At 64.8% G+C, this 19,910-nt stretch carries 24 protein-coding genes; 17 read left to right on the top strand and 7 right to left on the bottom strand.

Annotation, left to right across the window (positions count from 1 at the left end; translation table 11 throughout):
- Nucleotides 1–7: 7 nt before the first annotated feature.
- Both AC07NY_RS07495 and AC07NY_RS07490 read left to right on the top strand, forming a co-directional pair.
- A complete protein-coding gene (locus AC07NY_RS07495; RefSeq protein WP_494582926.1) occupies nt 8–436 on the top strand; it encodes a globin family protein in 429 nt (142 codons plus the stop codon).
- Nucleotides 433–1,041: an invasion associated locus B family protein gene (locus AC07NY_RS07490; RefSeq protein WP_494582924.1), complete on the top strand. Its 609-nt coding sequence runs from the start codon at nt 433–435 to the stop codon at nt 1,039–1,041. Before AC07NY_RS07495 ends, AC07NY_RS07490 begins: the two co-directional genes overlap by 4 nt.
- A gap of 87 nt (nt 1,042–1,128) precedes the next feature.
- Here the strand turns inward: AC07NY_RS07490 and AC07NY_RS07485 are convergent, their stop codons facing one another.
- The 3 genes from AC07NY_RS07485 to AC07NY_RS07475 form a co-directional block, all read right to left on the bottom strand.
- Nucleotides 1,129–2,226, bottom strand: a complete 1,098-nt coding sequence (locus tag AC07NY_RS07485; RefSeq protein ID WP_494582922.1) for a transglutaminase-like domain-containing protein — start codon at nt 2,224–2,226, stop codon at nt 1,129–1,131.
- Entirely contained in the window at nt 2,223–2,822 is a 600-nt protein-coding gene (locus AC07NY_RS07480) for a TlpA disulfide reductase family protein (RefSeq protein WP_494582920.1), read from the bottom strand. The genes AC07NY_RS07485 and AC07NY_RS07480 overlap by 4 nt, the downstream gene beginning before the upstream one ends.
- Before the next feature lie 189 nt (nt 2,823–3,011).
- Nucleotides 3,012–3,398, bottom strand: coding sequence for a RidA family protein (locus AC07NY_RS07475; protein ID WP_494582918.1), 387 nt, complete (start codon nt 3,396–3,398; stop codon nt 3,012–3,014).
- 26 nt (nt 3,399–3,424) lie between these two features.
- Between AC07NY_RS07475 and AC07NY_RS07470 the strand changes: the two genes are divergently transcribed.
- Nucleotides 3,425–4,624: a LacI family DNA-binding transcriptional regulator gene (locus AC07NY_RS07470; protein ID WP_494582916.1), complete on the top strand. Its 1,200-nt coding sequence runs from the start codon at nt 3,425–3,427 to the stop codon at nt 4,622–4,624.
- On the opposite strand, the gene AC07NY_RS07465 is transcribed toward AC07NY_RS07470, so the two are convergent.
- Nucleotides 4,607–5,752, bottom strand: coding sequence for an ABC transporter substrate-binding protein (locus AC07NY_RS07465; RefSeq protein WP_494582914.1), 1,146 nt, complete (start codon nt 5,750–5,752; stop codon nt 4,607–4,609). The two genes, AC07NY_RS07470 and AC07NY_RS07465, sit on opposite strands and share 18 nt — an antisense overlap.
- Nucleotides 5,753–5,958: 206 nt before the next feature.
- On the opposite strand from AC07NY_RS07465, the gene AC07NY_RS07460 reads away from it, so the two are divergent.
- The 6 genes from AC07NY_RS07460 to AC07NY_RS07435 all read left to right on the top strand — a co-directional run bounded on the left by AC07NY_RS07460 (nt 5,959) and on the right by AC07NY_RS07435 (nt 11,002).
- Nucleotides 5,959–6,852 (top strand): dioxygenase family protein, encoded by an 894-nt coding sequence (locus AC07NY_RS07460; protein ID WP_492288000.1) that lies wholly within the window; start codon nt 5,959–5,961, stop codon nt 6,850–6,852.
- An 8-nt stretch (nt 6,853–6,860) separates the two neighbouring features.
- The gene (locus AC07NY_RS07455; protein ID WP_494582912.1) at nt 6,861–7,625 is read left to right on the top strand and encodes an SDR family NAD(P)-dependent oxidoreductase; all 765 of its coding nucleotides are present in this window, start codon (nt 6,861–6,863) and stop codon (nt 7,623–7,625) included.
- 8 nt (nt 7,626–7,633) lie between these two features.
- Nucleotides 7,634–8,557, top strand: a complete 924-nt coding sequence (locus AC07NY_RS07450; protein ID WP_494582910.1) for a beta-keto acid cleavage family enzyme — start codon at nt 7,634–7,636, stop codon at nt 8,555–8,557.
- Nucleotides 8,554–9,579 carry a quinone oxidoreductase family protein gene (locus AC07NY_RS07445; RefSeq protein WP_494582909.1) on the top strand — a complete coding sequence of 342 codons (1,026 nt, stop codon included), beginning with the start codon at nt 8,554–8,556 and terminating at the stop codon, nt 9,577–9,579. The genes AC07NY_RS07450 and AC07NY_RS07445 overlap by 4 nt, the downstream gene beginning before the upstream one ends.
- Before the next feature lie 4 nt (nt 9,580–9,583).
- On the top strand, nt 9,584–9,919 hold the full coding sequence (locus AC07NY_RS07440; RefSeq protein WP_492288004.1) for a cupin domain-containing protein: 336 nt from the start codon (nt 9,584–9,586) through the stop codon (nt 9,917–9,919).
- A 72-nt stretch (nt 9,920–9,991) separates the two neighbouring features.
- Entirely contained in the window at nt 9,992–11,002 is a 1,011-nt protein-coding gene (locus AC07NY_RS07435) for a Bug family tripartite tricarboxylate transporter substrate binding protein (RefSeq protein ID WP_494582907.1), read from the top strand.
- A gap of 198 nt (nt 11,003–11,200) precedes the next feature.
- Here the strand turns inward: AC07NY_RS07435 and gcvA are convergent, their stop codons facing one another.
- Nucleotides 11,201–12,091 carry a transcriptional regulator GcvA gene (gene gcvA, locus AC07NY_RS07430; RefSeq protein ID WP_494582906.1) on the bottom strand — a complete coding sequence of 297 codons (891 nt, stop codon included), beginning with the start codon at nt 12,089–12,091 and terminating at the stop codon, nt 11,201–11,203.
- 143 nt (nt 12,092–12,234) lie between these two features.
- Between gcvA and AC07NY_RS07425 the strand changes: the two genes are divergently transcribed.
- The 5 genes from AC07NY_RS07425 to AC07NY_RS07405 all read left to right on the top strand — a co-directional run bounded on the left by AC07NY_RS07425 (nt 12,235) and on the right by AC07NY_RS07405 (nt 16,993).
- Entirely contained in the window at nt 12,235–12,702 is a 468-nt protein-coding gene (locus AC07NY_RS07425; RefSeq protein WP_494582904.1) for a RidA family protein, read from the top strand.
- Entirely contained in the window at nt 12,699–13,907 is a 1,209-nt protein-coding gene (locus AC07NY_RS07420) for an aminotransferase class V-fold PLP-dependent enzyme (protein ID WP_494582903.1), read from the top strand. Before AC07NY_RS07425 ends, AC07NY_RS07420 begins: the two co-directional genes overlap by 4 nt.
- 146 nt (nt 13,908–14,053) lie before the next feature.
- The gene (locus AC07NY_RS07415; RefSeq protein ID WP_494582901.1) at nt 14,054–14,962 is read left to right on the top strand and encodes a hypothetical protein; all 909 of its coding nucleotides are present in this window, start codon (nt 14,054–14,056) and stop codon (nt 14,960–14,962) included.
- Nucleotides 14,955–15,332: an HNH endonuclease gene (locus AC07NY_RS07410; protein WP_494582899.1), complete on the top strand. Its 378-nt coding sequence runs from the start codon at nt 14,955–14,957 to the stop codon at nt 15,330–15,332. Before AC07NY_RS07415 ends, AC07NY_RS07410 begins: the two co-directional genes overlap by 8 nt.
- 35 nt (nt 15,333–15,367) lie before the next feature.
- Nucleotides 15,368–16,993 (top strand): terminase large subunit, encoded by a 1,626-nt coding sequence (locus AC07NY_RS07405; RefSeq protein WP_494582897.1) that lies wholly within the window; start codon nt 15,368–15,370, stop codon nt 16,991–16,993.
- A gap of 224 nt (nt 16,994–17,217) precedes the next feature.
- Here the strand turns inward: AC07NY_RS07405 and AC07NY_RS07400 are convergent, their stop codons facing one another.
- Nucleotides 17,218–18,012, bottom strand: coding sequence for a DUF4145 domain-containing protein (locus tag AC07NY_RS07400; protein WP_494582895.1), 795 nt, complete (start codon nt 18,010–18,012; stop codon nt 17,218–17,220).
- On the bottom strand, nt 18,009–18,254 hold the full coding sequence (locus AC07NY_RS07395; protein WP_494582894.1) for a transcriptional regulator: 246 nt from the start codon (nt 18,252–18,254) through the stop codon (nt 18,009–18,011). Before AC07NY_RS07395 ends, AC07NY_RS07400 begins: the two co-directional genes overlap by 4 nt.
- Nucleotides 18,255–18,338: 84 nt before the next feature.
- Between AC07NY_RS07395 and AC07NY_RS07390 the strand changes: the two genes are divergently transcribed.
- The 3 genes from AC07NY_RS07390 (at nt 18,339) to AC07NY_RS07380 (ending at nt 19,885) form a co-directional block, all read left to right on the top strand.
- The gene (locus tag AC07NY_RS07390; RefSeq protein WP_494582892.1) at nt 18,339–18,797 is read left to right on the top strand and encodes a hypothetical protein; all 459 of its coding nucleotides are present in this window, start codon (nt 18,339–18,341) and stop codon (nt 18,795–18,797) included.
- Complete coding sequence (locus tag AC07NY_RS07385; RefSeq protein WP_494582890.1) at nt 18,791–19,069, top strand: hypothetical protein; 279 nt, start codon at nt 18,791–18,793, stop codon at nt 19,067–19,069. The genes AC07NY_RS07390 and AC07NY_RS07385 overlap by 7 nt, the downstream gene beginning before the upstream one ends.
- A 90-nt stretch (nt 19,070–19,159) precedes the next feature.
- Nucleotides 19,160–19,885, top strand: coding sequence for a hypothetical protein (locus tag AC07NY_RS07380; RefSeq protein WP_494582888.1), 726 nt, complete (start codon nt 19,160–19,162; stop codon nt 19,883–19,885).
- Nucleotides 19,886–19,910 lie beyond the last annotated feature (25 nt).

The following is a 19,910-nucleotide window of genomic DNA, read 5'->3' as shown; positions in this document are numbered from 1 at the left end:
GGACTGCATGGATCATCGTTCCCGCTCCCTCATCCTGACAAATATCGTGGCGCTGTTCCCGATCGCCGAGCAGGCGGACGCGATGTTCGCCAGCCGGCTGCTCGAAACCTATCCGGAGGTCTATCGGCTCTTCGCCCTGGAGCTCGAGCCGCAGGAGCGCAGCCTCGTCCTGACGTTGCGGCTGATGTTCGGGAATTCCCGGCACTTCGGAGAAGTCCTGCCGATCGTGCAGGAGCTCTCCCGGTCCCACAGGATCGGCCGCCTGATCGAGCCTCACTATCAGGCCCTGGCGGGGACGCTGCTCTGGACGCTCAGGCGCAGCCTCGGCCCCGCTTTCACGATCGAGGCCGAACTGGCCTGGCAACGAGCGCTCGAAGGACCTCCTGAACCGGCTGACGCGTCCTCGAAAGCCGAAGGCCGAAAGGCGATCGCATGACCGGCTCCCCGCTTCGCATCCTCGGCACCATCGGCTTGGCCGGGCTCGCCGGCTCCAGCCAAGCCGCCCCAGTCGCGGGCCGGGGCGGCGGTCCCGTGCCGCCACGCATCGAGATCGCCCAGGCTCCGGCAGGCGCGCAAACCGCGGTAGCCGGAGCGACGCTGCCCGGCGGCGCGTCCTCCCTCAACGAAACCTACAAGGACTGGCGCGTCGTCTGCGCCCAGCAGGCCAGCACCAAGCGCTGCGTGCTCAGCCAGATCCAGGCGCAGCAGGATGGCCAGCGCGTACTCGCCATCGAGCTCAATGCGCCGGCGGGCAATGCCGTGGCCGGCGTGCTGGTGCTGCCCTTCGGGCTGTCGCTCGATTCCGGCGTCGCCTTCCAGATCGACGAGAAGCTGACGGCACAGCCGATGCGCTTCCGCACCTGCCTGCCGAACGGCTGCCTCGTCGCGGTCAGCTTCGATGCGCCGACGGTCATGGCCCTGCGAACGGGCACGGCGCTGAAGATCAAGGCGACGGCCGATGGCGGCGCCGCCGCGCCGTTCTCGATCTCGCTCCAGGGCTTCGCAACCGCCCTCGACCGCGTGGCGACGCTGTCGCGCTGAGGCCGGAACGCTGCGCTCCGGGGGCGGCACAGAATGCGTTGGAGATGAGGCTTCGGGGCGAAGGCAAGGCCTTCGCCCCGAAACGCTTCAGGCCGTCAGCTCGGTCGACTTGATCATGTATTTGAACGTATCGGGGTCGAGGCAGTCGAGCAGCGCTCCCGCGACCTCCGCCTGCGGATACATCAGGAAGCCGACCTTGTGCCTCGAACCCGGCAGGACAAGGTCGTGCGCGACATTGTAGCCGAGCCAGTTGCCTTCCCAGGCGCCGAACAGCGCCTGCCGCGCCGCAACCACCTTCGGATCGTCGACCGTGTTGTTTCCCGGGGGCTCCTCGAGCACGACCTTGCGCACATCGGCAGGATCGGTAGCCACCCAGCCATAGCCGTCGAGCCAGATCTCTGCCCGGCAATGCTGGGCCTTGGTGATGACGTCCGAACCCGTCCCGAGGCTCTTGTAGCCGAACTTCGAGGGCGCGACGCGGATGCCGTAGATGTCCCTGGCCGGTATGCCGGCGCTGCGGACCAGGGCGACATAGAGCGCGTTCAGATCGGCGCATTTGCCGCTCAGGTTGCCGGTCCGCAGCATCGAGGCGACGTCGCCGGTGCCGCAGCCGCGAGTCTTGGCATCGCGGAAGGTGTTCGCCACGACCCATTCATAGATCGCCCGCGCCCTGTCGAGATCGCTTGTCTTGCCGGCAGCTGCTTTCTCCGCGGTCTCCCGGACGATGCCGTCGGTCGGCATCAGCTCCGTCGCCTCAAGATAGAGCTTGCGGTCGGCCTCTCCCAGCGCCGGCACGGCTGATTTCGTCGCAAGGTCCTCGGCCCGGTCGCGCAGGGAGAAGCCGCTGCGGACCTCGACGCGCGGAGCGCTCTCGCCATCCTTGAAGACGAGATGCAGGAGCTCGGCACCGTATTTTGGATCCCGGACGATCTCGGCCGACAACGCATTGGTTTCCCAACCGCTCTTGCCGGGCTTGATCCACTCGTCCTCCCGCACCGAAGGCAGGGGAATCCAGGCCTGAGCCTTGCCGTTTGCCGGCAGTTCGAGCCGCGTCGCCACCTCGAAATCACGCCAGGCCCCGGGTTTCGGCGCGAAGGGCGCCGTCTGCGCACCGGCAGGGCGAGGAAGTGCCAAAGCGGCTGCAGCGCAAGCACCGGTCTTCAACATGTCGCGACGGCTGATCATGGCGGCGTCTCCTTTTCCCCTCGGTTGCTTTTCGGCGGTGTGGCAGGCAAGGCCGCAAGCGCTGCTGCAACCGACCGGCTCGTCCAGTCGAGCGGCTCGACAGCTTTGAGCGCAGGCCTGAGATCGCGATCGAGCACGAAGCTCGTCGGCAGGCCCTCGACCTGCCAGGTCTTCATCGCGCCGCGGTCGCGATCCAGCAGGATCGGAAAGGCGACGGGACGATCGCGGAAGAAATTGCGCACCCGCGCATCGACCTCGCCGACACTGATCGCGAGGATTGCGGGACTGCCCTTCCCCGTGGCGGCAAGCGCGTTCAGCGAAGCCATCTCCTCAATGCAGGGCGCGCACCAGGTGGCGAAGAAATGAACGATGACGGGTTTGCCGCGAAATTCAGCGAGTTCGATGCCGGGGCCGTCAAGCTGGCTCAGCGCGAGCGCCGGCACCGTCTCGGCGGGCCATGGGCGGAGTTCGTCAGCCGCACAAGGGGTACCGACGATCATAAGCGACAGGGCGGCCAGCAGAATTCGCCGGAACGGCTCCAGCCTGCAACTCAGTCGATGAGCGCCCCGAAACTCGGGAGCCTTGACGGCAGCCACATCCCATCTTGCGGGCAAGGCTCAGGAAACGTCAATTTCGACTTTTGACGAGACGAACGATGGCAGAGCGGCCCCAGCGGAGCCGAAAGTCCACAGCATGCCTCGCCGCAAGACCAGGCTCGGGCAAAGCTGGATATGCTCCCATCCGGCGGACGAGAGCACCACGATCTGCAACGGCAGCTCAAAAGCTCAGTCGATCAGCGCGATCCCCTGGATCTCGATCAGCATGGCGGGATCGGCGAAGCCGGTGACCGTGACCGCGGCGCTGGCCGGGAAATCGGCACCGAATATCTCGGCGCGAATCTCGGTCATACGCGTGGTGTTGCGCGCGTCGGTGAGAAAGACCGTCATCGTGACGATGTCCTTCAGCGTTGCGCCCGCTTCCTTCAGCGTCGCCTCGATGTTCCTGAAGGTCTGATAGGTCTGCGCGTCGAAATCGCCCGCCAGGGACTTTCCGCCATCGTCCTTCTGGCCGGTATGCCCGGCAATCCAGATCGTCTTTCCGCCTTCGGTGACGATCGCCGGCGAGAAGGCACGGGTCTTTTGCCAGGTGCCTCGAATGAAAGTCTTCTTCATCGCCCTGCCCTCAGTGTCAGCGAAGATTGCATCTGCAATCGATTGCAGAAATAGCAGTTGCGGTCAAGCGCGGGATATGGGTACTCCCGTCAAAGCCCTTCTGCATCATCCCGGATCGCCCGACTTTGGAAAAAGAGACGCGACGGCTCAATGTGACGCTGAAACAGGTGGCCGAGCGTGCCGGCGTCCATGCATCGACGGCGTCGCGGGCCCTCAACCTGGCCACGCGCTCCATGGTCGTGGCGGAGGTGGTCGCGCGGGTCGAGAAGGCTGCGGCGGAACTCGGCTATCGGCGCGACCCGGTCGCGGCCAGCCTCCGGACCGGCCGGTCGCGGCTGGTCGGCGTTCTGGTCCCCGATATCGCGAACCCCGTCTTCAGCCCCATCCTCAGTGGGGCGAGCGAGTTCTTCGCCGCACAGGGCTATGCCTTGATCGTGGCGGATGTCGGCAACGATGAGGGGCGACAGATCGACCTCGTCGAGGGGTTGGCGGCCCACCGCGTCGACGGGCTCATCCTGGCGACCGTCAGCCGCGAGGATCCTCTAGTCGACTATTGCCTGCAGAAGAAGCTGCCGGCCGTCCTGGTCAACCGCGCGGAAATGCAGACGCGCCTGCCTGCGGTCATCTCGGACGATGCGCTGGGCATGCAGCTGGCCGTGGATCACCTGACCCAGCTCGGGCATCGCGTCATCGGGCATCTCGCCGGCCCGTCCCGCCACTCGACCGGATACCTGCGGCACAGAGGCTTCCAGCTCGCCGTCATGTCACACGGAATCGCGCTGGACGACGCACCTTGTCAGGAGGCCGGCGCCTATAGCCGCGAGGAGGGAGCGGCGGCGACGCGACGCCTGCTCGCTGCCCGGCCAGACCTGACTGCCATCGCCGCGGCCAATGACCTTCTCGCCCTGGGCGCCTACGATGCACTGCGCGAGGAGGGGCTGAGCTGTCCCGACGACATCTCGATCATCGGGCACAACGACATGCCGATGCTCGATCTCACCTCGCCCGGACTGACCTCGATCAGGATCAGCCACAAGGAGATGGGACGGCGCGCGGGGCAATTGCTGCAAGCGGCCATCGAGAACCGCGATTCACCGCCTCACAACATCGTCCTGCCCTCACAGCTCGTCATCCGCGGCTCGACCGCGCCGCCTCCGAGCTCCACGCATCCGCGCCGGGGAGAGGTTCGGGATGCGACCGCCGACCCGTCACGCAAGCGCCGCTGAACGGTAGCTGTCATCGACATAGGCTTCCGGCGGACCGAGCGGCTTATCGCCATGCGCGCTATAGCGGTGCCTCAGCGCGATGACCTCGGCGACGCCGTCACGGTCGATCGCAAGCGATCTCGTGATGCCGCCGCGCGCGATCAGAGCCTCATAGGCCGGGTCGGCCACGAGGCTGAGCTGGGGCATTCTCCTGCCCAGAATATCGCAGGCAGCCTGGCGGTTGGCGGGATCGCCGAGCCAGGCCACGCTGTCGTGGAACGCTGCAATGAACGCCTTGAGCGCCTCGGCATTGGCGCGCGCCCAGCTCTGCCGCGAGCCGCCGACCACACCCTGATAACTGCCGAGCACCTGCTTCGCGCGGACCAGCCTGGCCTTCCCCGCAGCCTCGGCCGCCAGGCAGAGCGGGGCGTTCAGCAGCGTCGCCGTGCAAGCCCCCGAATTCAGCGCGGCGAGCCGCTCAGCCCCCGTGCCGACGCGGACATAAGAGACGTCCTCATCCCTCAATCCCTCCTGCCGCAAAAGCTCCCGCAGAACGAAGGCGAAGCCGGTGGTCATGGCATCGACGGCCAGGGTTCCGCCACGCAGCGCCGCGAGCGAATCGACGTTCGGCTGCGCCATGACGCTGAGCAGCCCGTCATCGACGCCCATGAAGGCGAAAAAATCGACCTCGCCCTCGAGGGGCTCTTCGCCGTGCCCCTCGGCATAGGCGATGATGTTGTCGATCGACGTCAGGGCAATCTGCGCGCTGCCATCATGAAGCTCGCGGGCCATGTGGCGCGAATTGGGTGTCAGGCTGACACGCAGGTCGATGCCGGCCCGCGCGAAGATGCCCTGATCGAGACCGGCGAACAGCGGCCAATTGGACGCGCCCGGAAAGGCAATCACATGCAGCGGCGGCGTCATCGAGCTGTTCCCCTCCTCTGTAAACGGGTCAGGGCCGCCGGCCGCGGCACGCGCGGTTCCTGACGCCGCTCTCTCGCTACCCCCGGCCGCGTGGCGCAACCTGGTCGTCCTGCGGCAGCATCGACACGCTGCTCCCGCCCACACCTCAAGGCCCGCTTGACGATGAGGCTCCCTCGCGAGCCGCGACTCGCAAGTCACATACAATCGATTGTACGGATCGGTCAACACCGAACCTCCAGAGCTTGGCTAGAGAATACTGGGCGCAAAACTCCCAAAACTCATCAAATTCCGCTCTTATCGGAACCACACCACGCGCATTTAGCCGAGATTCCAGCCATTGAAAGCGGAGAGCAAAGCCAAAGAGCTCCTCTACAGCGCGACGCCTTGCAATATGCAATCGATTGCATTATCCAAGCTACCGGGAGGCGCCAATGATTATCGAGACCGAGCAGATGCTCACCAGCGCTGTCATCGACGCGATGGCAGGCGCCAACGATCCACGGCTGCACGAGGTCATGGCAGCACTTGTGCGCCACGCCCACGCCTTTGCCCGCGAGGTCAAGCTCACCGAAGCGGAGTTCGAGAAGGGCCTGGCCTTCCTCAATGCGATCGGCCAGGCGAGCAACGACACGCATAACGAAGCCGTCCTGTTCTCCGACGTGCTCGGCTTCTCGACGCTGGTCTGCCTTCTGAACAACGGCAATGCCGGCGCGACCGAGACGGCTTCGGCGCTGCTCGGCCCGTTCTGGCGGATGAATTCACCGAGGACCGCCAATGGCGGCTCGATCCTGCGCTCGCCGACGCCGGGGCCGGAACTCTTCGTCAATTGCCAGGTCGTCGATGTCGATGGCGCCCCCATCGCCGGCGTGGAGATCGACGTCTGGCAGGCCTCGCCCGTCGGGCTCTACGAGAACCAGGATGACGGGCAGGCCGACATGAACCTGCGGGGCAAGTTCCAGACCGATGCCGACGGTCGTTTCGCGTTCCGTTCGGTCCGGCCGGCCGGCTACCCCGTCCCGACCGATGGCCCGGTCGGGGAGCTGCTGCGCGCGCAGCGGCGCGAGCCCTATCGGCCGGCGCACCTGCACTTCCTCGGCTTCAAGCAGGGCTACAAGACCCTCATCACCCAGGTCTTCGTGGCTGAGGACGAGCGGCTCCAGAGCGATGTCGTCTTCGGCGTCACGCGCCATCTCGTCGGCTCCTATCGCCGGCACGAAGACGGCCCGCCGCCCGCGCCGGGCGTGACAGCCCCCTGGTACACGCTCGACTACGGCTTCGTCATGGAACCCGGCGAAGCCAAATTGCCCGCCCCCCCGATCAAGTGAGCCCAGTCATGACCTATCCCAAGGACCTTTCGGGCAAAGTGGCGCTGATCATCGGCGGAGCCGGGGCGATCGGCACGGCGACCGCCGCCATGCTGGCGCAGGCAGGGGCGACCATCGTCATCACCCATATGCCAGGGGCGGCGTTCGAGCGCACCGCGGCAGACATCGTCTCGAATCTGCCCGCCGGCCGGAACCACGGTCATTTCGCCGCCGATGTCGTGGACACGCCTTCCCTGATCGCTTTGCGGGAGGACATCGCCGCGCGCTACGGGCGGCTGGACATCCTGGTGAACGCGGCCGGCTTCACCAGGCCCGTCCCGCATGGCGACCTCGACGCGCTCGACGACGATCTCATCGACAGGATGTTCCAGGTCAACTGGCGGGGGCAATTCGCGACCATCAGAACCTTCGCACCCTTGCTCAAGGCCTCGGGCGATGGGCTCGTGGTCTCGATTTCCTCGATCGCCGCCTTCACGGCGGTCGGCTCCAGCATCGCCTATTGTGCCGCCAAGGCCGGCATCGACGTGATGACCAAGGCGCTTGCCCGGGTCATGGCACCGGAGGTGCGCGTGCTCGCGGTCTCGCCGGGCGTCGTCGACACCCAGTTCGTGCCGGGGCGTGGCCTCGACTTCAACGACAAGGTGGCGGGATCGACACCGCTGAAGCGCATCGGCAATGTCGACGATATCGCTGCGGCGATCACCGCCTGCGCCACGCATCTGGGCTTTTCGACCGGACACATCGTCCAGGTCGATGGCGGCCGTGCGCTGTGAGATCGCCGATGCGTGCCCCCCGCGACAAGGTCATCATCACATGCGCCATAACCGGCAATCTGACGAAGCCGGAGCAGACGCCTCATCTGCCGATCTCGCCCGCACAGATCGCCGATTCCGCCCTGGAAGCGGCCGAGGCCGGGGCTGCCATCGTCCACCTGCATGTCCGTGACCCCGCCACCGGCAAGCCATCGATGCAGCTCTCGCTTTATCGCGAGGTAATGCAGCGCATCAGGCAGTCGAACCTGGACGTCATCGTCAACCTGACAACCGGACCGGGCGGGCGCTTCGTGCCCTCGGATGCCAACCCGCGCGAGGCCGGGCCAGGGACCACGCTGACCACGCCGGAGATTCGGGTTGCCCATGTGCTCGATCTGAAACCCGACATCTGCACGCTCGACCTCAACACCATGAACTCCGGCGGCGAAGTGGTCATCAACACGCCGCGCTCGGTCCGCCGCATGGCGGAGCTGATCCGGCAGGCCGGCGTCCTGCCCGAGATCGAGCTCTTCGACACCGGCGATATCGCCTTGATGCGCGACTTGATCGCGGACGGGACGCTGACCGGCCCGCTGCTGTGTTCCTTCGTGCTGGGCGTCCGCTACGGCCTGCAGCCTTCCCCCGAAACGATCCTCTACGCGCGCAACCTGCTGCCGCCCGAAGCCCAGTTCACGGCGATCGGCATCGGGCGCGCCGCCTTCCATTGCGTCGCGCTCTCCTATCTCAGCGGCGGCCATGCCCGCGTCGGGCTGGAGGATTCCGTCTACATCGATCGGGGCGTGTTAGCGCCTTCCAACGCGGCGATGGTCGCCAAGGCGCGCCGCATCGTCACCGAGCTCGGCGGCACGATCGCCACCAGCCACGAGGCACGCGCCCTTATCGGCCTGCCGCTGCCGGAAACAGCATCGAACCCTGCGAAGGCCGCCCCATGAACAAGCTCGAATCTTCGCTTTCAGGCGCTGCGGTGGCGCGCAGCCTGCGCGTGCTGGAGAAGGCCGCCGATATCGGCGCAATGGACCTGCCGCTCAGTCCGCGGGAGATGCGCCGCCCCGCCGCCGGGGAAGTGCTCGTCGAGATCCGCGCCGCCGCGGTCAATCCCTCGGACGTCAAGGCCGCCACCGGCCTCATGCCTTACGCGGTCTTCCCGCGCACGCCGGGCCGTGACTATGCCGGCATCGTGGTGGCTGGCGAGCCCGGGCTCATCGGCCAGCAGGTATTCGGATCTTCAGGCGATCTCGGCATCCGCCAGGACGGCTCGCATGCCAGCCATATGCTGGTGGAGGCGGATGCCGTCGTCGCGCTGCCGGCCAATCTCTCGCTGGCAGAGGCGGCAGGCATCGGCGTCCCTTTCGTCACCGCCAACGAGGGGCTGCGGCGTGCCGGTTTCAGGGGAGCGGACGAAACCGTCCTGATCATGGGGCTCTCCGGCAAGGTCGGACAGGCGGTCGCTCAGATCGCGAGCTGGCACGGAGCCAAAGTGATCGGCGTGGTTCGCGGCGGCCAGGAGTTCCGAGGCCATGTCAACGGCGACATCGCGATCCTCGATGCCGCCTCCGATGTGGCGACGCGCGTGCGCGAGCTGACGGGGGGACGCGGAGCGAGCCTGGTCTTCAACACGGTCGGGGACCCCTATTACGAGATCGGTACGAAATGCATGGCGGTGCTCGGGCGGCAGGTCTTCATCGCCGCTGTGCACCGCAACGTCACCTTCGACATCCTCGCCTTCTACAAGGGCCGGCACAGCTATGTCGGCATCGACACGATCGCGCTCGGCTCGGTCGAAAGCGGCGCGATCCTGCGCGAGCTGGCGCCGGGCTTCGCGTCGGGCCATCTGCGCCCGTTCCCGATCAAGCCTGAGGCGATCTTCCCGCTCGAACGGGCCATGGAGGCCTATCGCGCGGTGATCGGCGGCTCGCGCGATCGCCTGATCCTCGACCCGACCATCCAGGGGTGAGCCGATGCATGTGACCAGGCTTGCCGAGGCGCAGTTCTACGAAGCACCCGGCCATTTCGACATGAAGATGCTGCGCCTGCAGGGGCGCGAGGCAGGCCCCGGCGACACGCTCTGGCTCGGCCTGTCCCACATCCTCCCCGGAGGAGGCACGACGCTGTCGGCCTCCGGGCAGGAGAAATTCTACGTGGTCCTCGACGGTGAGGTCACCGTCGTCACCGAGGCCGGCCTCGTCACGCTCGGGCCGTGGGATTCCTGCCGGGTCGCCCCGGACGAGGCGAGGAAACTGGAGAACCGGACGAACCGGCCCTGTTCCATCCTTCTGGCCATGCCTCTGGCCTGACGCAACCGAAACGGGCGGCGCGAGAGCCACAAGAAGGGCCAGCGCTCAATATCTGTGAAACGGGAGGACCGCATGCAAGAAGGTGGCATTCGCAGGAAAAACTCACATCCGTCCCGGCGGCAGGCGCTTGCAGCGCTCGGCGCGCTGGCATTCTGCACGGCGCCGGGGATCGCGGCAGCGCAGGCCTGGCCCCAGCGCCCGGTGACCGCCGTCGTGCCGCTGGCCGCAGGCAATGCCATCGACATCGTCGGACGTATCGTGCTCGATCAGATGTCGAAGCAGCTCGGCCAGGCCATCGTCGTCGAGAATCGCCCAGGGGCCGGCGGAACCATCGGGGCGACCGTCGTCGCCAAGGCCGCACCGGACGGCTACACGATCCTCGTCCACTCCTCGTCGATCGCGATCGCGCCGGCGCTCTACTCCAAACTGTCCTACGATACGCTGGGCGATCTCGTGCCGGTCATTCCTTTCGGCTTGCAGCCGAGCGTCTTGGTCGCGTCTCCGAAGAAGGGCTACAGAAACGTCGCCGATGTCATGGCGGCGGCGAAAGCAAAGCCCGGCGCCCTGAACTACGCCTCGGCCGGCACCGGCAGCACCTCGCATCTGGCGGCGTTGCGCATGTTGTCCGGTGCTGGCGTCAGCATGCAGCATATCCCCTATCGAGGCCCGGCGGACGCCATCTCCGGACTCCTGGCCGGCGAGATCGACATCTACTTCCTGCCATTATCCGCGGCGATTCCGCACCTGAAGGAAGGCGCGCTGACAGCCCTCGCCGTCAGCACCACCAAACGGGCGGCAGAACTGCCCGATGTTCCGACCACGATCGAGGCCGGGCTACCGAACTCCACCTATGAATTCTGGATCGGGCTGTTCGCTCCGGCCAAGACGCCACAGCCGATCGTCGACCGGCTCTACGAGGAAGCCAGCAAGGCGCTCCAGATGCCGGCGGTGCAGGAGCGGCTGCGGACTGTCGGCATGGAGCCGATGCCCATGACCCGCGACCAGTTCGAGAAGCGCATGCGGACCGAGGTTGCCGAGATCGGCGCGCTGGTGAAAGCCGCGGGCGTCCCTCCGGTCAATTGACGCGCATCGGTCGATATTGGCGCTGAGCAGCGGCTGAATGCGCGGTGGCTTCGGAGCTTCGCGCACGAAGCAAAAATTGGTCGGCCGGGCCGGACAGAACAGGATCGCAACCGTCCTGCACGCCAAGGCAGTACACCGCTCCTTTCGAGAGTGAGTGCAACGCGAGCGGCTGTTTCGTTACAGGAATCGCTGTTTCGTTCAGGCCCCGGCGATCTCTTGCCGGAGCCACTCTGTGAACGGCGCCGTCGCCGCGTTGGCATCTGCTGTCCGGGATCGGACCAGCCAGTATCCGAGCGAAGGCGATGTCACCGGCTCCGGCAGCGGCGCGACGAGGACGCCGCGGCGGAGATGGTCGGCGACCAAGAGCCCTCGCCCCATCGCCACGCCCTGGCCGTTCACTGCTGCTTGCAGAACGATGTTGTAGTCGGTCAGCTGCAATCCACGGTCGGCGGCGAGCTCGACGCCCATCTGCCGCGCCCAGACCTCCCACTCGGTCGGGCGCTGGCTGAACAGCAGCGTGTGTCCGTGGATATCGTTGGGTACAGCAAGCGGGTTGCGCGCGGCCAATGCCGGACTCATCACCGGCATGAGCCGTTCGGTGGCGAGAAACTCGCAACGCGAGCCGGGCCAGTCCCCCTCTCCGAAGCGAATGGCGATGTCCGCCTCTCCAGATTCGAGGCTGGCCCGGCGCAGAGTCGGATCCAGCACCAGCTCGATCTGCGGATTGGCGGTACGGAAGGCATCCAGCCGGGGCAAGAGCCAGTTCGCGGCGAAGGATGGCAGCAGGCTGACACGCAGCCGCTGGCATTGCGCATCCGCACGCACGGCGCGTGTACCCTCGGCGACCAGGGAGAAGGCGCGCGAAACGCTGCCGAGATAGCGCTCGCCGGCCGCCGTCAACGCGACGCTGCGAGGCTTGCGCTCAAACAGCACGACGCCGAGCGCCTGCTCCAAGGCGCGAATATGGTGGCTCACCGCGCTCTGCGTGATCAGCAGCTCCTCCCCCGCGCGGCGAAAGCTCAGAAGCCGTCCCACGGCTTCGAAGGCGCGCAGGGCATGAAGCGGCGGCAGATCGGCGGAGGATCGCATAATGTCAGACCGTTTCGGCAAGCATGCCTTGAGTCTCTACGGCAGCTCCGACTCATGAGCCAGATCGATTGCAACATGCCGATGCTTCGAATTGGTCAGCAGGGATCGCAGGCGTCATCGTTTTCCATCGAAAGGATCACGCCATGACGATCACCGACCGCCTGCGAGCTCTCGGATATGCACTGCCGACCTCCGCAGCTCCCGCAGCAAACTATGTCTCGGCGACGCGGGCCGGCTCCACCGTGTTCATCTCAGGCCAGATCGCGCAGGACGATGAGCGGATCCACCGCGGACGGCTCGGCGCCGAGCTGTCGGTCGAAGAGGGGCGCGCGGCCGCAGGCGCCGCAGCGCTCAACGTCATCGCCCAGATCGCGGCCGCGACGGAGGGGCGTCTGACCGACGTCGCCCAGGTGCTCAAGCTCGGCGTCTTCATCGCGAGCACGCCCGATTTCGTTGAGCATTCCCAGGTTGCGAACGGCGCCTCGGATCTGCTCGTGCAGGTTTTCGGCGAAGCCGGACGCCATGCCCGGTCGGCCATCGGCGTCGCCGCGCTGCCGCGCGGCGCCAGCGTCGAGATCGAGGCGATCGTCCAGCTCGCGGTTTCGCCATGACGAACCATTTCGATATCGAGGCGCTGCGAGCTGCAACGCCGGGCTGCGCGACGAGCGTTCACTTCAATCACGCCGGCGCCTCCCTGATCTCCGCCGCCACGCTGGCCGCGATCACCGGGCATCTGGAGCGGGAAGCCGCGCACGGACCGCACGAGGCAGCAGCCGCCGTCCAGGACAGGCTGGACGCAGCCAGGGCCGATGCGGCGCGGCTCCTGAACGCCTCGACTGCAGAGATCGCCTTTACCCCGAGCGGCTCGGCCGGCTGGGGCCTTGCCTTCGCGGCCCTCCCCCCATTGCGAGCCGGCGACCGCCTCCTCGTCGGTCGCCAGGAATGGGGCGGCAACCTCGCGACGATGCAGGCGGCAGCCGATCGGACCGGAGCCCGGATCGAGGTCATTCCCTGCCGCGTGGATGGTTCGGTCGACCCACAGGCACTCGCAGCGATGCTCGACGAGCGCGTCCGGCTGATCGCGTTGACATGGCTGCCTGCCAACGGGGGACTGATCAACGACGCAGCGGCAATCGGCCGGGTCGCGCGTGCAGCGGGCATTCCCTATTTCGTCGATGCCGGCCAGGCGCTCGGGCAGATTGCGGTCGATGTTGAGGCGATCGGCTGTGACGTGCTGAAAGGCGCCGGGCGCAAGCATCTTCGCGGGCCGCGCGGGACGGCGATCCTCTATGTCCGCCAATCCTTCCGGCCGCAGCTGAGGCCAGTCTTCCACGACGTCCTCTCGGCGCCCTGGACGGCACAGGGGCCGGCGCCGCGACAAGATGCCAGGATCTTCGAGACCAGCGAGGCGCCCATCGCGCTGCTGCTCGGGCTTGGCAACGCGTTACGCGAGGCACTGGCGCTCGGTGTCCCCTCGATCCGCGCACGGATCGATCTCATCGCGACCCGGGTACGTTCCGAGCTGGCTTCGATCGGCGGTGTGGCGATCCACGACCTCGGGCAGGAACGATCCGGCCTGGTTTCGTTCACGATCCGCGATCTCGACGCGAACGAGGTCAAGAACCGCCTGGCGGCCGAAGGAATCAATGTCGGCGCCAACGGGCCGGCCTATACGCCCTTCGACATGCAGGCGCGCGGGCTTACCGGAATCGTGCGCGCATCGGTCAGCTATCTCACGAGCGAAGGCGACATCGCCCGCTTGATCAACGCCGTCGCCGGGTTGGCTGCCGAGGCCCGGTCATTCGCGAACACCTAGCCAACCGGGCGATCATCGCTGCGCGTGTGGCGAACCGGCCAGAGAAGACTCGGGATGCCGCTTCTGAAACGCCGCAAACAGGCCGGATGAGCCCCAAAGCGCACCACCGGCACAATCCTCTGGCTAAGGCATTGATCTGAAACGGAATGGTGGGCCGGGCCGGCCTTGACCATCTCCGCCATTTCAACGAGTTAGCGCAAAATGAGACCGGGGCGAAAGTCAACGATCTCAATGCCTCTCCCGAGGCGACTGTCTCATCCGGTTCAACGCCGGCGAAGCTCTGTCAGCTCGGCCCGGTAGCATCTGCACTCTATGCTGAAATCAACGCTGCGGCGAACGCCGAGCAGCTCGACGGCATCGGGTCGCGGCTGTGGCCGCTCTGGAGCGCCGGCCAGATTCTAGACGATGAGGCGGAGTTCCTGTCGGGCGCCATCGAGGGACGCCGCCCGAACGCCGGAGCGCGCGCGCGTGCTGCTGGCGCCCGGGTAGAGCCGCCTCGCCTCAATGCACGGATCGGCAGCCATTTCCCGCCTCGCCAGCGCCCGCGTTCTCCTGATCGTCAGGCTTCGCGGGATCGTCGGCGGCGCCTCGGCGGATCGAGCGCTTTGCCGGACACGCTGCGCCACCACTACACCGAGGGGCAGCGGGCAGTGCTCTGCATCATTGCTGGCGAGGTGAAGGCTCGCGGCGCCTGCGCTCTACCGATCGACAAGATCGCCGCGCTGGCCGGTGTCTGCCGCACGACCGTGCAGACGGCCCTGCAAGAAGCGCGGCGCCTTGGTCATCTCAAGGTCACTGCCCGGCCGGTCGCCGGTCGGAAGAACCTGCCGAACCTCGTCGAGATCACGTCGCCGGAGTGGCGCATGTGGATAAAGCGCGGTTATCCTGCGCATCGCCCGATAGGGTCCAATCCTGCAAATTCGGTGGCCCCCACGAAGAACCCCTACACATATAAGGGGAACGCCGAGCGTGATCGCAGCCGCTCAGAGGGCTTGGCGAGAGGAGAATGCGGCAAGCGCAGCACCTATCCTGAGAGCGTGGCGCGCTATGGCTAGCTGGCCCTACAACACGAGCACCTGGCAGAAGCTCAGGCAGGCGAAGCTTGCTGAGACGCCCATGTGCTACGCCTGCGACCTGCGCGGGCTGATCGTGCCGGCCGTCGCCGTCGACCATGTCCGCTCGATCAAGTCCGGTGGTGCGCCATTCCCCTCGCTCGATGGGCTGATGAGCCTGTGCGAGCGCTGCCACAATGAGAAGACGAGCGCAGTCGATCAGCCTCGGCGCGCCTCGTTCGGACGTCGGTTCAAGGGCTTCGACGCTTCCGGCAACCCCATTGATCCGGGCGATGATTGGCATGGTGGGGGTGCCTCCGATCACGGCGGTTGCGGGAGGGCAGACCGTTGTGGGAGTTCGGAAAATACTTAGTTTCAGACACTTAGCTTGGATCGGGGCATAGCGAGATGGCACTTCGGGGCGTAGGAGCGAAGCCGCTTTCGGAACGCGGCAAAGTCGGCGGTCGCGAGGTCAAGCCGTGGGAGGTGCCCGGCCTGACCCGGCCCGAGCGCGTCATCGCATTCTGCGAGGATCTGCCGATCACGGCCGGTAAGCTCGCCGGCACGACGATGAAGCTCCGCGAGTGGCAGCGCGAGTTCATCCGCGATGTCTATGCCGAGGACGCGGCTGGCCGCCGGCCGGTGCGCACGGCGGTGCTGAGCATGGGCCGCAAGAACGGCAAGACGCAGCTCGCGGCGGCGCTGGCACTCTGTCACCTGCTCGGACCGGAGGCGGAAGCGCGCGGCGAAGTGTATTCCTGCGCACTGACCCGCGACCAGGCGGCGAAGCTCTATGCCGAGATGGCGGCCATCCTGCAGGGCCATGCCGAGCTGGACGATCGCTGCAACATCGTGCGCTTCACGAAGCAGATCGAGGTTTTGACCGGCGACGGCGCCGGCTCGATCTATTCCGCGCTCTCGGCTGATGCCGGCAGTAAGCTCGGCCTGTCGCCTTCCTTCGTCGTCTATGACGAGCTGGGCAGTGCGCCGAATCGGGCGCTCTTCGACGCCATGGACACCGCCACGGGCGCCCGCGACAACCCGCTGATGATGGTGATCTCGACGCAGGCCGCCGCCGATTTCGCCGTCATGTCGGAGCTGATCGATTACGGGCTGAAGGTCACCGATGGCGATGTCATCGATCCCAGCTTCCACCTGACGCTCTACGCCGCGCCGCAGGATGCCGACCCCTGGGCGCCAGAGACGTGGCGCGCCGCCAATCCGGCAATCGGCGACTTCCGCTCGCTGGAGGACGTCGAGCGGCAGGCAGCGCAGGCCCGCCTGGTGCCGTCGAAGGAGGCTGCGTTCCGTAACCTGATCCTCAATCAGCGCGTGTCGGCTGTCTCGCGGTTTATCCACAAGGCCGAATGGGACGCCAATGCCGGCGCCGTGGACTTCGGCCGGCTCGACGGCCGGGAGTGCTATGCCGGGCTCGATCTCGGCGCCACGCGTGACCTAACAGCGTTCGTCATGGTGTTTCCGGATGAGGGCGGCCGATTCGACGTGGTGTCGCGCTTCTTCATGCCGGAGGCGAATATCGAGGAGCGGTCGAACGAGGACCGCGTGCCTTATGACCTATGGGCGAAGCAAGGGCTGATCACCCTGATCCCCGGCTCGACGATTGATCCCGGCTTCGTCGCAGAGGCCATCGCCAGCGCAGCGGTCCGCTACCAGTTGCAGGCGGTCGCCTATGACCGCTGGCGCATCGAAGATCTGCGGCGCGAGCTGGGCTTGTTCAGCAGCTCTGTCCCGCTGACGCCCTTTGGGCAAGGCTTCAAGGATTTCTCGCCGGCGGTCGACATGCTGGAGCGCTGCGTCGCGGAGAAGCTGCTGCGCCATGGCGGCAACCCGGTGCTCAACATGTGCGCCGCAAATGCTGTCGTGACGCGCGATCCCGCCGGCGGGCGAAAGCTCGACAAGTCGAAGGCGGCCGGCCGGATCGATGGGCTTGTCGCGCTCGCGATGGCACTCAGTGTGTCGAAGCGGCACGAGCCGGAGGCGCTGCCTGCTTGCTTGGCGGAACTGATCGCCTAATCACTAATAACGTTATCGGTGACGGCAGAAATAAGGGTATCACGGTGACACCCTTATTTTCCTCACTTGCAACGTTTTAGTGATCAACCGCGATCGGACCGCACTGAATTGCGCTGATTTAGCACGATATTCCGCAATATTGCGGATTTAACTGTCAACGTTGACAGTGATCTCACTGGAAGCGCTTCCAGTGAGCCCAAAATAAGGGTGACATGGTGTCACCCTTATTTTGGCTCTTTCGGCTTATCGCGCTTCTCGATGGCGGCTTTAGCACCAGGCGGAAGCATGTCGAACAGCTTATCGGCTTCGAGCTTTTCAGTAATCAATCTTTGACAAATTCTGTTGATACACCGCAGTAGAAACTCAGCCGTTTCGCGATCGTCTTTTAAATCAATCTCTCCGGGATGAACCGCATTGTTTCCGATGACGCGAACCGCGTCGAGCATCTTTGCGATATCGGGGTTCAAACCGCGCGATACAAGCTCTCCAATTTGATCATTTAAGTTACTGCTCTTGCATTCCAGAAAGATGCAAAACTCTTGAATTGCCAACCGCGAGAGAGCGGCGGAAGCGCGAGGAGAGATTTCTAGAATACCAGAAGCCTCTAAAAAGACGGGCTTGATCGACGCAGGAAGATCTTCATGAGCTTCCACAGCGCCTGCTGGTGGGTAAACAAGACGATCCGATATCCAGACGCTGACTTCACTGCAATGATCGCACTGCGCAACTTCAACTTTATACAATTTATACGCGTAAATGTCAGAGTTGTCGCTAGCAAGAAAAACGTCGTTTGAAAGTAGCCTCCTAGCAAGTTTAGCGATCTGCTCGGCGCCTTCCTCACCATTCTCTGCTCTCTTCTCAAAATCCTGAACAATCTTAACTGAGGTTCTGTTCGGAAGAGCGCCTTTCTTTAAAGCGTTAGCGAAAACATTGTGCCAGTGTTGAACGGCTCGCACGTGACAGTGAGGGCAATTAAATCCCGTTTTATCGATGGAGGGAGTCGAATACCTGTCGCTCACGATCGGCCCCTCAGTCGGACACCAGCCCCTCCGCCATTCTGCGGGATAAACTCCACCCCGGCCTCCTCCAATGCAGCTCGGATTGCAGCCTGATTTGCAGGAGTCATCGATAGCGGCCCGTCCACGCCCTCAGCGCGTCGTATGGTAGCAACGCCTACTTTCGACGCCTTTGCCAGGTCCTCCGCGCGCCAGCGGACCAAGGCTCGCGCCGCTCTCATTTGAGCGCCCGTGATATCAGACATATCGTTTGATAGCCTATTGATCGTTCGTAATCCAGATGATATGACGCATATCATTAGATCGCTCACAAACCAATAGGACGTGATATGCGCAACACACCCGTTCGCGCGGCTGGCGGAGCTTTGCCGGAAGCCGTGTCCCTGAGCCGCCGGTTCGTCTTCGGTGGCATTGCTTCCGCCCCGGCGCTTGCGCTCCCTGCGCTGGCGTCGCAGGAGCCGGCCTCGCAAAAGGAAATCGCGCAGCGTGTGCGCGAACTGGCTGGCCAGATGTCGGAGCTGCTTACCGAGCTCGACGGCGGCGGCTGGCAGGTTGAAGTGCTGCCGGCCCTGTCGGGCATTTGGCGGTACGAACTGGAGCGCACTGATCTGGACGCCAATGTCCGGCTCCATCGGTCTTTGACGACTGCCGCCGGCGCCCTAAACGAATTGCAGCCCGGCGCTTGGCGGGTCGGATGCAATGTCTCGATGGGGTTCGCCGTCATCGCGAATGACGAATGGCGCCGCTTTGATAGGCCTGCCGATATCGGGGAGCGGCGGGGATGCTGAGCCGTCCGGAGCTACGCCTCGTACTGGAAGGGCGGATCGAGCAGCATCTCGCCGCGGCTACTCGGCTGATTGCGGCACTCGATCGCATCGATCCAGACCCTGATCTGGAGCCTGACAACGACGCCGAAGATGGTGCCGATCTGGAGGATGATCGTGCGGATTGGGAACCGTCTCTCGGCTGGTCACCCTGCAACGTCCACCTGGGCATGGTCGATCTGGAACTCGACGATAGCGATGTCGAGGGCGACGGGCGCGGACTCAGGGTCGTTTGACACCTACTACATTATAGGAAGGCGCTTGACGCTCTTGGTCCAATAAAGTAGGAAGTAACAATCAGGGCTTCCCGATTTTTGGATTTCGATGTGCTGGACCTGAGTGTTCACGAACTGTTTTCCGGCCCGGAGATCGAGCGGGCTTGCCGGTTGCCGCCGCGATCGATGGAGCTGTTGAAGCGCCATGCAATTGCCCCGGCGCCGGCAATCCCCGGCTCGCGCGGCAAGGCAGATATGTACGAATTCAAGGCCTTTGAGGTGTTCGCAGCGACTTCGGCTCTCGTGGCTACCGGCAAGGGCATTGTCGCGAGCGCGCGCATCGCGATCGCCCTGACCGAGGAGCTGTTTTCCAGCTACGACGAAATCCCTTGGGGCGCAGGCCATTGGCGCGGCCTCAAGCGCGAATCGATTGATGAAGTGATCAATGAGCGGGGTCGCGTCATCCCGCTCCAATTGTTGCGCAAGATCATCAAAGATACCGACAAAAACATCGGCAAAGCATGGAGCGATGACTATAAATTGATCATTGCCGATGAGGTGAGAGCTTATTCAGCAACGGATCAACGCTTAGCAATTGCGCATCCGTATAAGGTGAAAGCGACATCTCTTGTCCCTGAATTTTACATCCTGCCGACCCCGCGCGGAGAGGATGTTACGATCCAGAAGGTCAATGGCGAAGAGGATTACGTAAGCTTTATTGAATCCTTGGATTTCGCGATCGGCGTTGTGCAGGTGAATTTCAGCTTGGCAATTCGTCGGGCGCTTTACGACATTCACGACATGCGCCGTCGAGCCGCTGCCGGGACACTTAGATGATCCCGAGGCTCTCCTTTTCTCCTCC

The organism is Allobosea sp. GW821-FHT09G06 (assembly GCF_059416005.1).
Note: the sequence above shows the minus strand (reverse complement) of the source record. Positions and strands in the feature narration are given on the sequence as shown.

Bases quoted from the DNA above. Each gene is read 5' to 3' on its own strand.
- AC07NY_RS07475 (WP_494582918.1), bottom strand. From the start codon at position 3,398: ATGAAGAAGACTTTCATTCGAGGCACCTGGCAAAAGACCCGTGCCTTC.
- AC07NY_RS07490 (WP_494582924.1), top strand. From the start codon at position 433: ATGACCGGCTCCCCGCTTCGCATCCTCGGCACCATCGGCTTGGCCGGG.
- AC07NY_RS07435 (WP_494582907.1), top strand. From the start codon at position 9,992: ATGCAAGAAGGTGGCATTCGCAGGAAAAACTCACATCCGTCCCGGCGG.
- AC07NY_RS07485 (WP_494582922.1), bottom strand. From the start codon at position 2,226: ATGATCAGCCGTCGCGACATGTTGAAGACCGGTGCTTGCGCTGCAGCC.
- AC07NY_RS07450 (WP_494582910.1), top strand. From the start codon at position 7,634: ATGCGTGCCCCCCGCGACAAGGTCATCATCACATGCGCCATAACCGGC.
- AC07NY_RS07440 (WP_492288004.1), top strand. From the start codon at position 9,584: ATGCATGTGACCAGGCTTGCCGAGGCGCAGTTCTACGAAGCACCCGGC.
- AC07NY_RS07455 (WP_494582912.1), top strand. From the start codon at position 6,861: ATGACCTATCCCAAGGACCTTTCGGGCAAAGTGGCGCTGATCATCGGC.
- AC07NY_RS07390 (WP_494582892.1), top strand. From the start codon at position 18,339: ATGCGCAACACACCCGTTCGCGCGGCTGGCGGAGCTTTGCCGGAAGCC.
- AC07NY_RS07425 (WP_494582904.1), top strand. From the start codon at position 12,235: ATGACGATCACCGACCGCCTGCGAGCTCTCGGATATGCACTGCCGACC.
- AC07NY_RS07460 (WP_492288000.1), top strand. From the start codon at position 5,959: ATGATTATCGAGACCGAGCAGATGCTCACCAGCGCTGTCATCGACGCG.
- AC07NY_RS07495 (WP_494582926.1), top strand. From the start codon at position 8: ATGGATCATCGTTCCCGCTCCCTCATCCTGACAAATATCGTGGCGCTG.
- AC07NY_RS07415 (WP_494582901.1), top strand. From the start codon at position 14,054: ATGGTGGGCCGGGCCGGCCTTGACCATCTCCGCCATTTCAACGAGTTA.
- gcvA (WP_494582906.1), bottom strand. From the start codon at position 12,091: ATGCGATCCTCCGCCGATCTGCCGCCGCTTCATGCCCTGCGCGCCTTC.
- AC07NY_RS07405 (WP_494582897.1), top strand. From the start codon at position 15,368: ATGGCACTTCGGGGCGTAGGAGCGAAGCCGCTTTCGGAACGCGGCAAA.
- AC07NY_RS07385 (WP_494582890.1), top strand. From the start codon at position 18,791: ATGCTGAGCCGTCCGGAGCTACGCCTCGTACTGGAAGGGCGGATCGAG.
- AC07NY_RS07420 (WP_494582903.1), top strand. From the start codon at position 12,699: ATGACGAACCATTTCGATATCGAGGCGCTGCGAGCTGCAACGCCGGGC.
- AC07NY_RS07395 (WP_494582894.1), bottom strand. From the start codon at position 18,254: ATGTCTGATATCACGGGCGCTCAAATGAGAGCGGCGCGAGCCTTGGTC.
- AC07NY_RS07410 (WP_494582899.1), top strand. From the start codon at position 14,955: ATGGCTAGCTGGCCCTACAACACGAGCACCTGGCAGAAGCTCAGGCAG.
- AC07NY_RS07445 (WP_494582909.1), top strand. From the start codon at position 8,554: ATGAACAAGCTCGAATCTTCGCTTTCAGGCGCTGCGGTGGCGCGCAGC.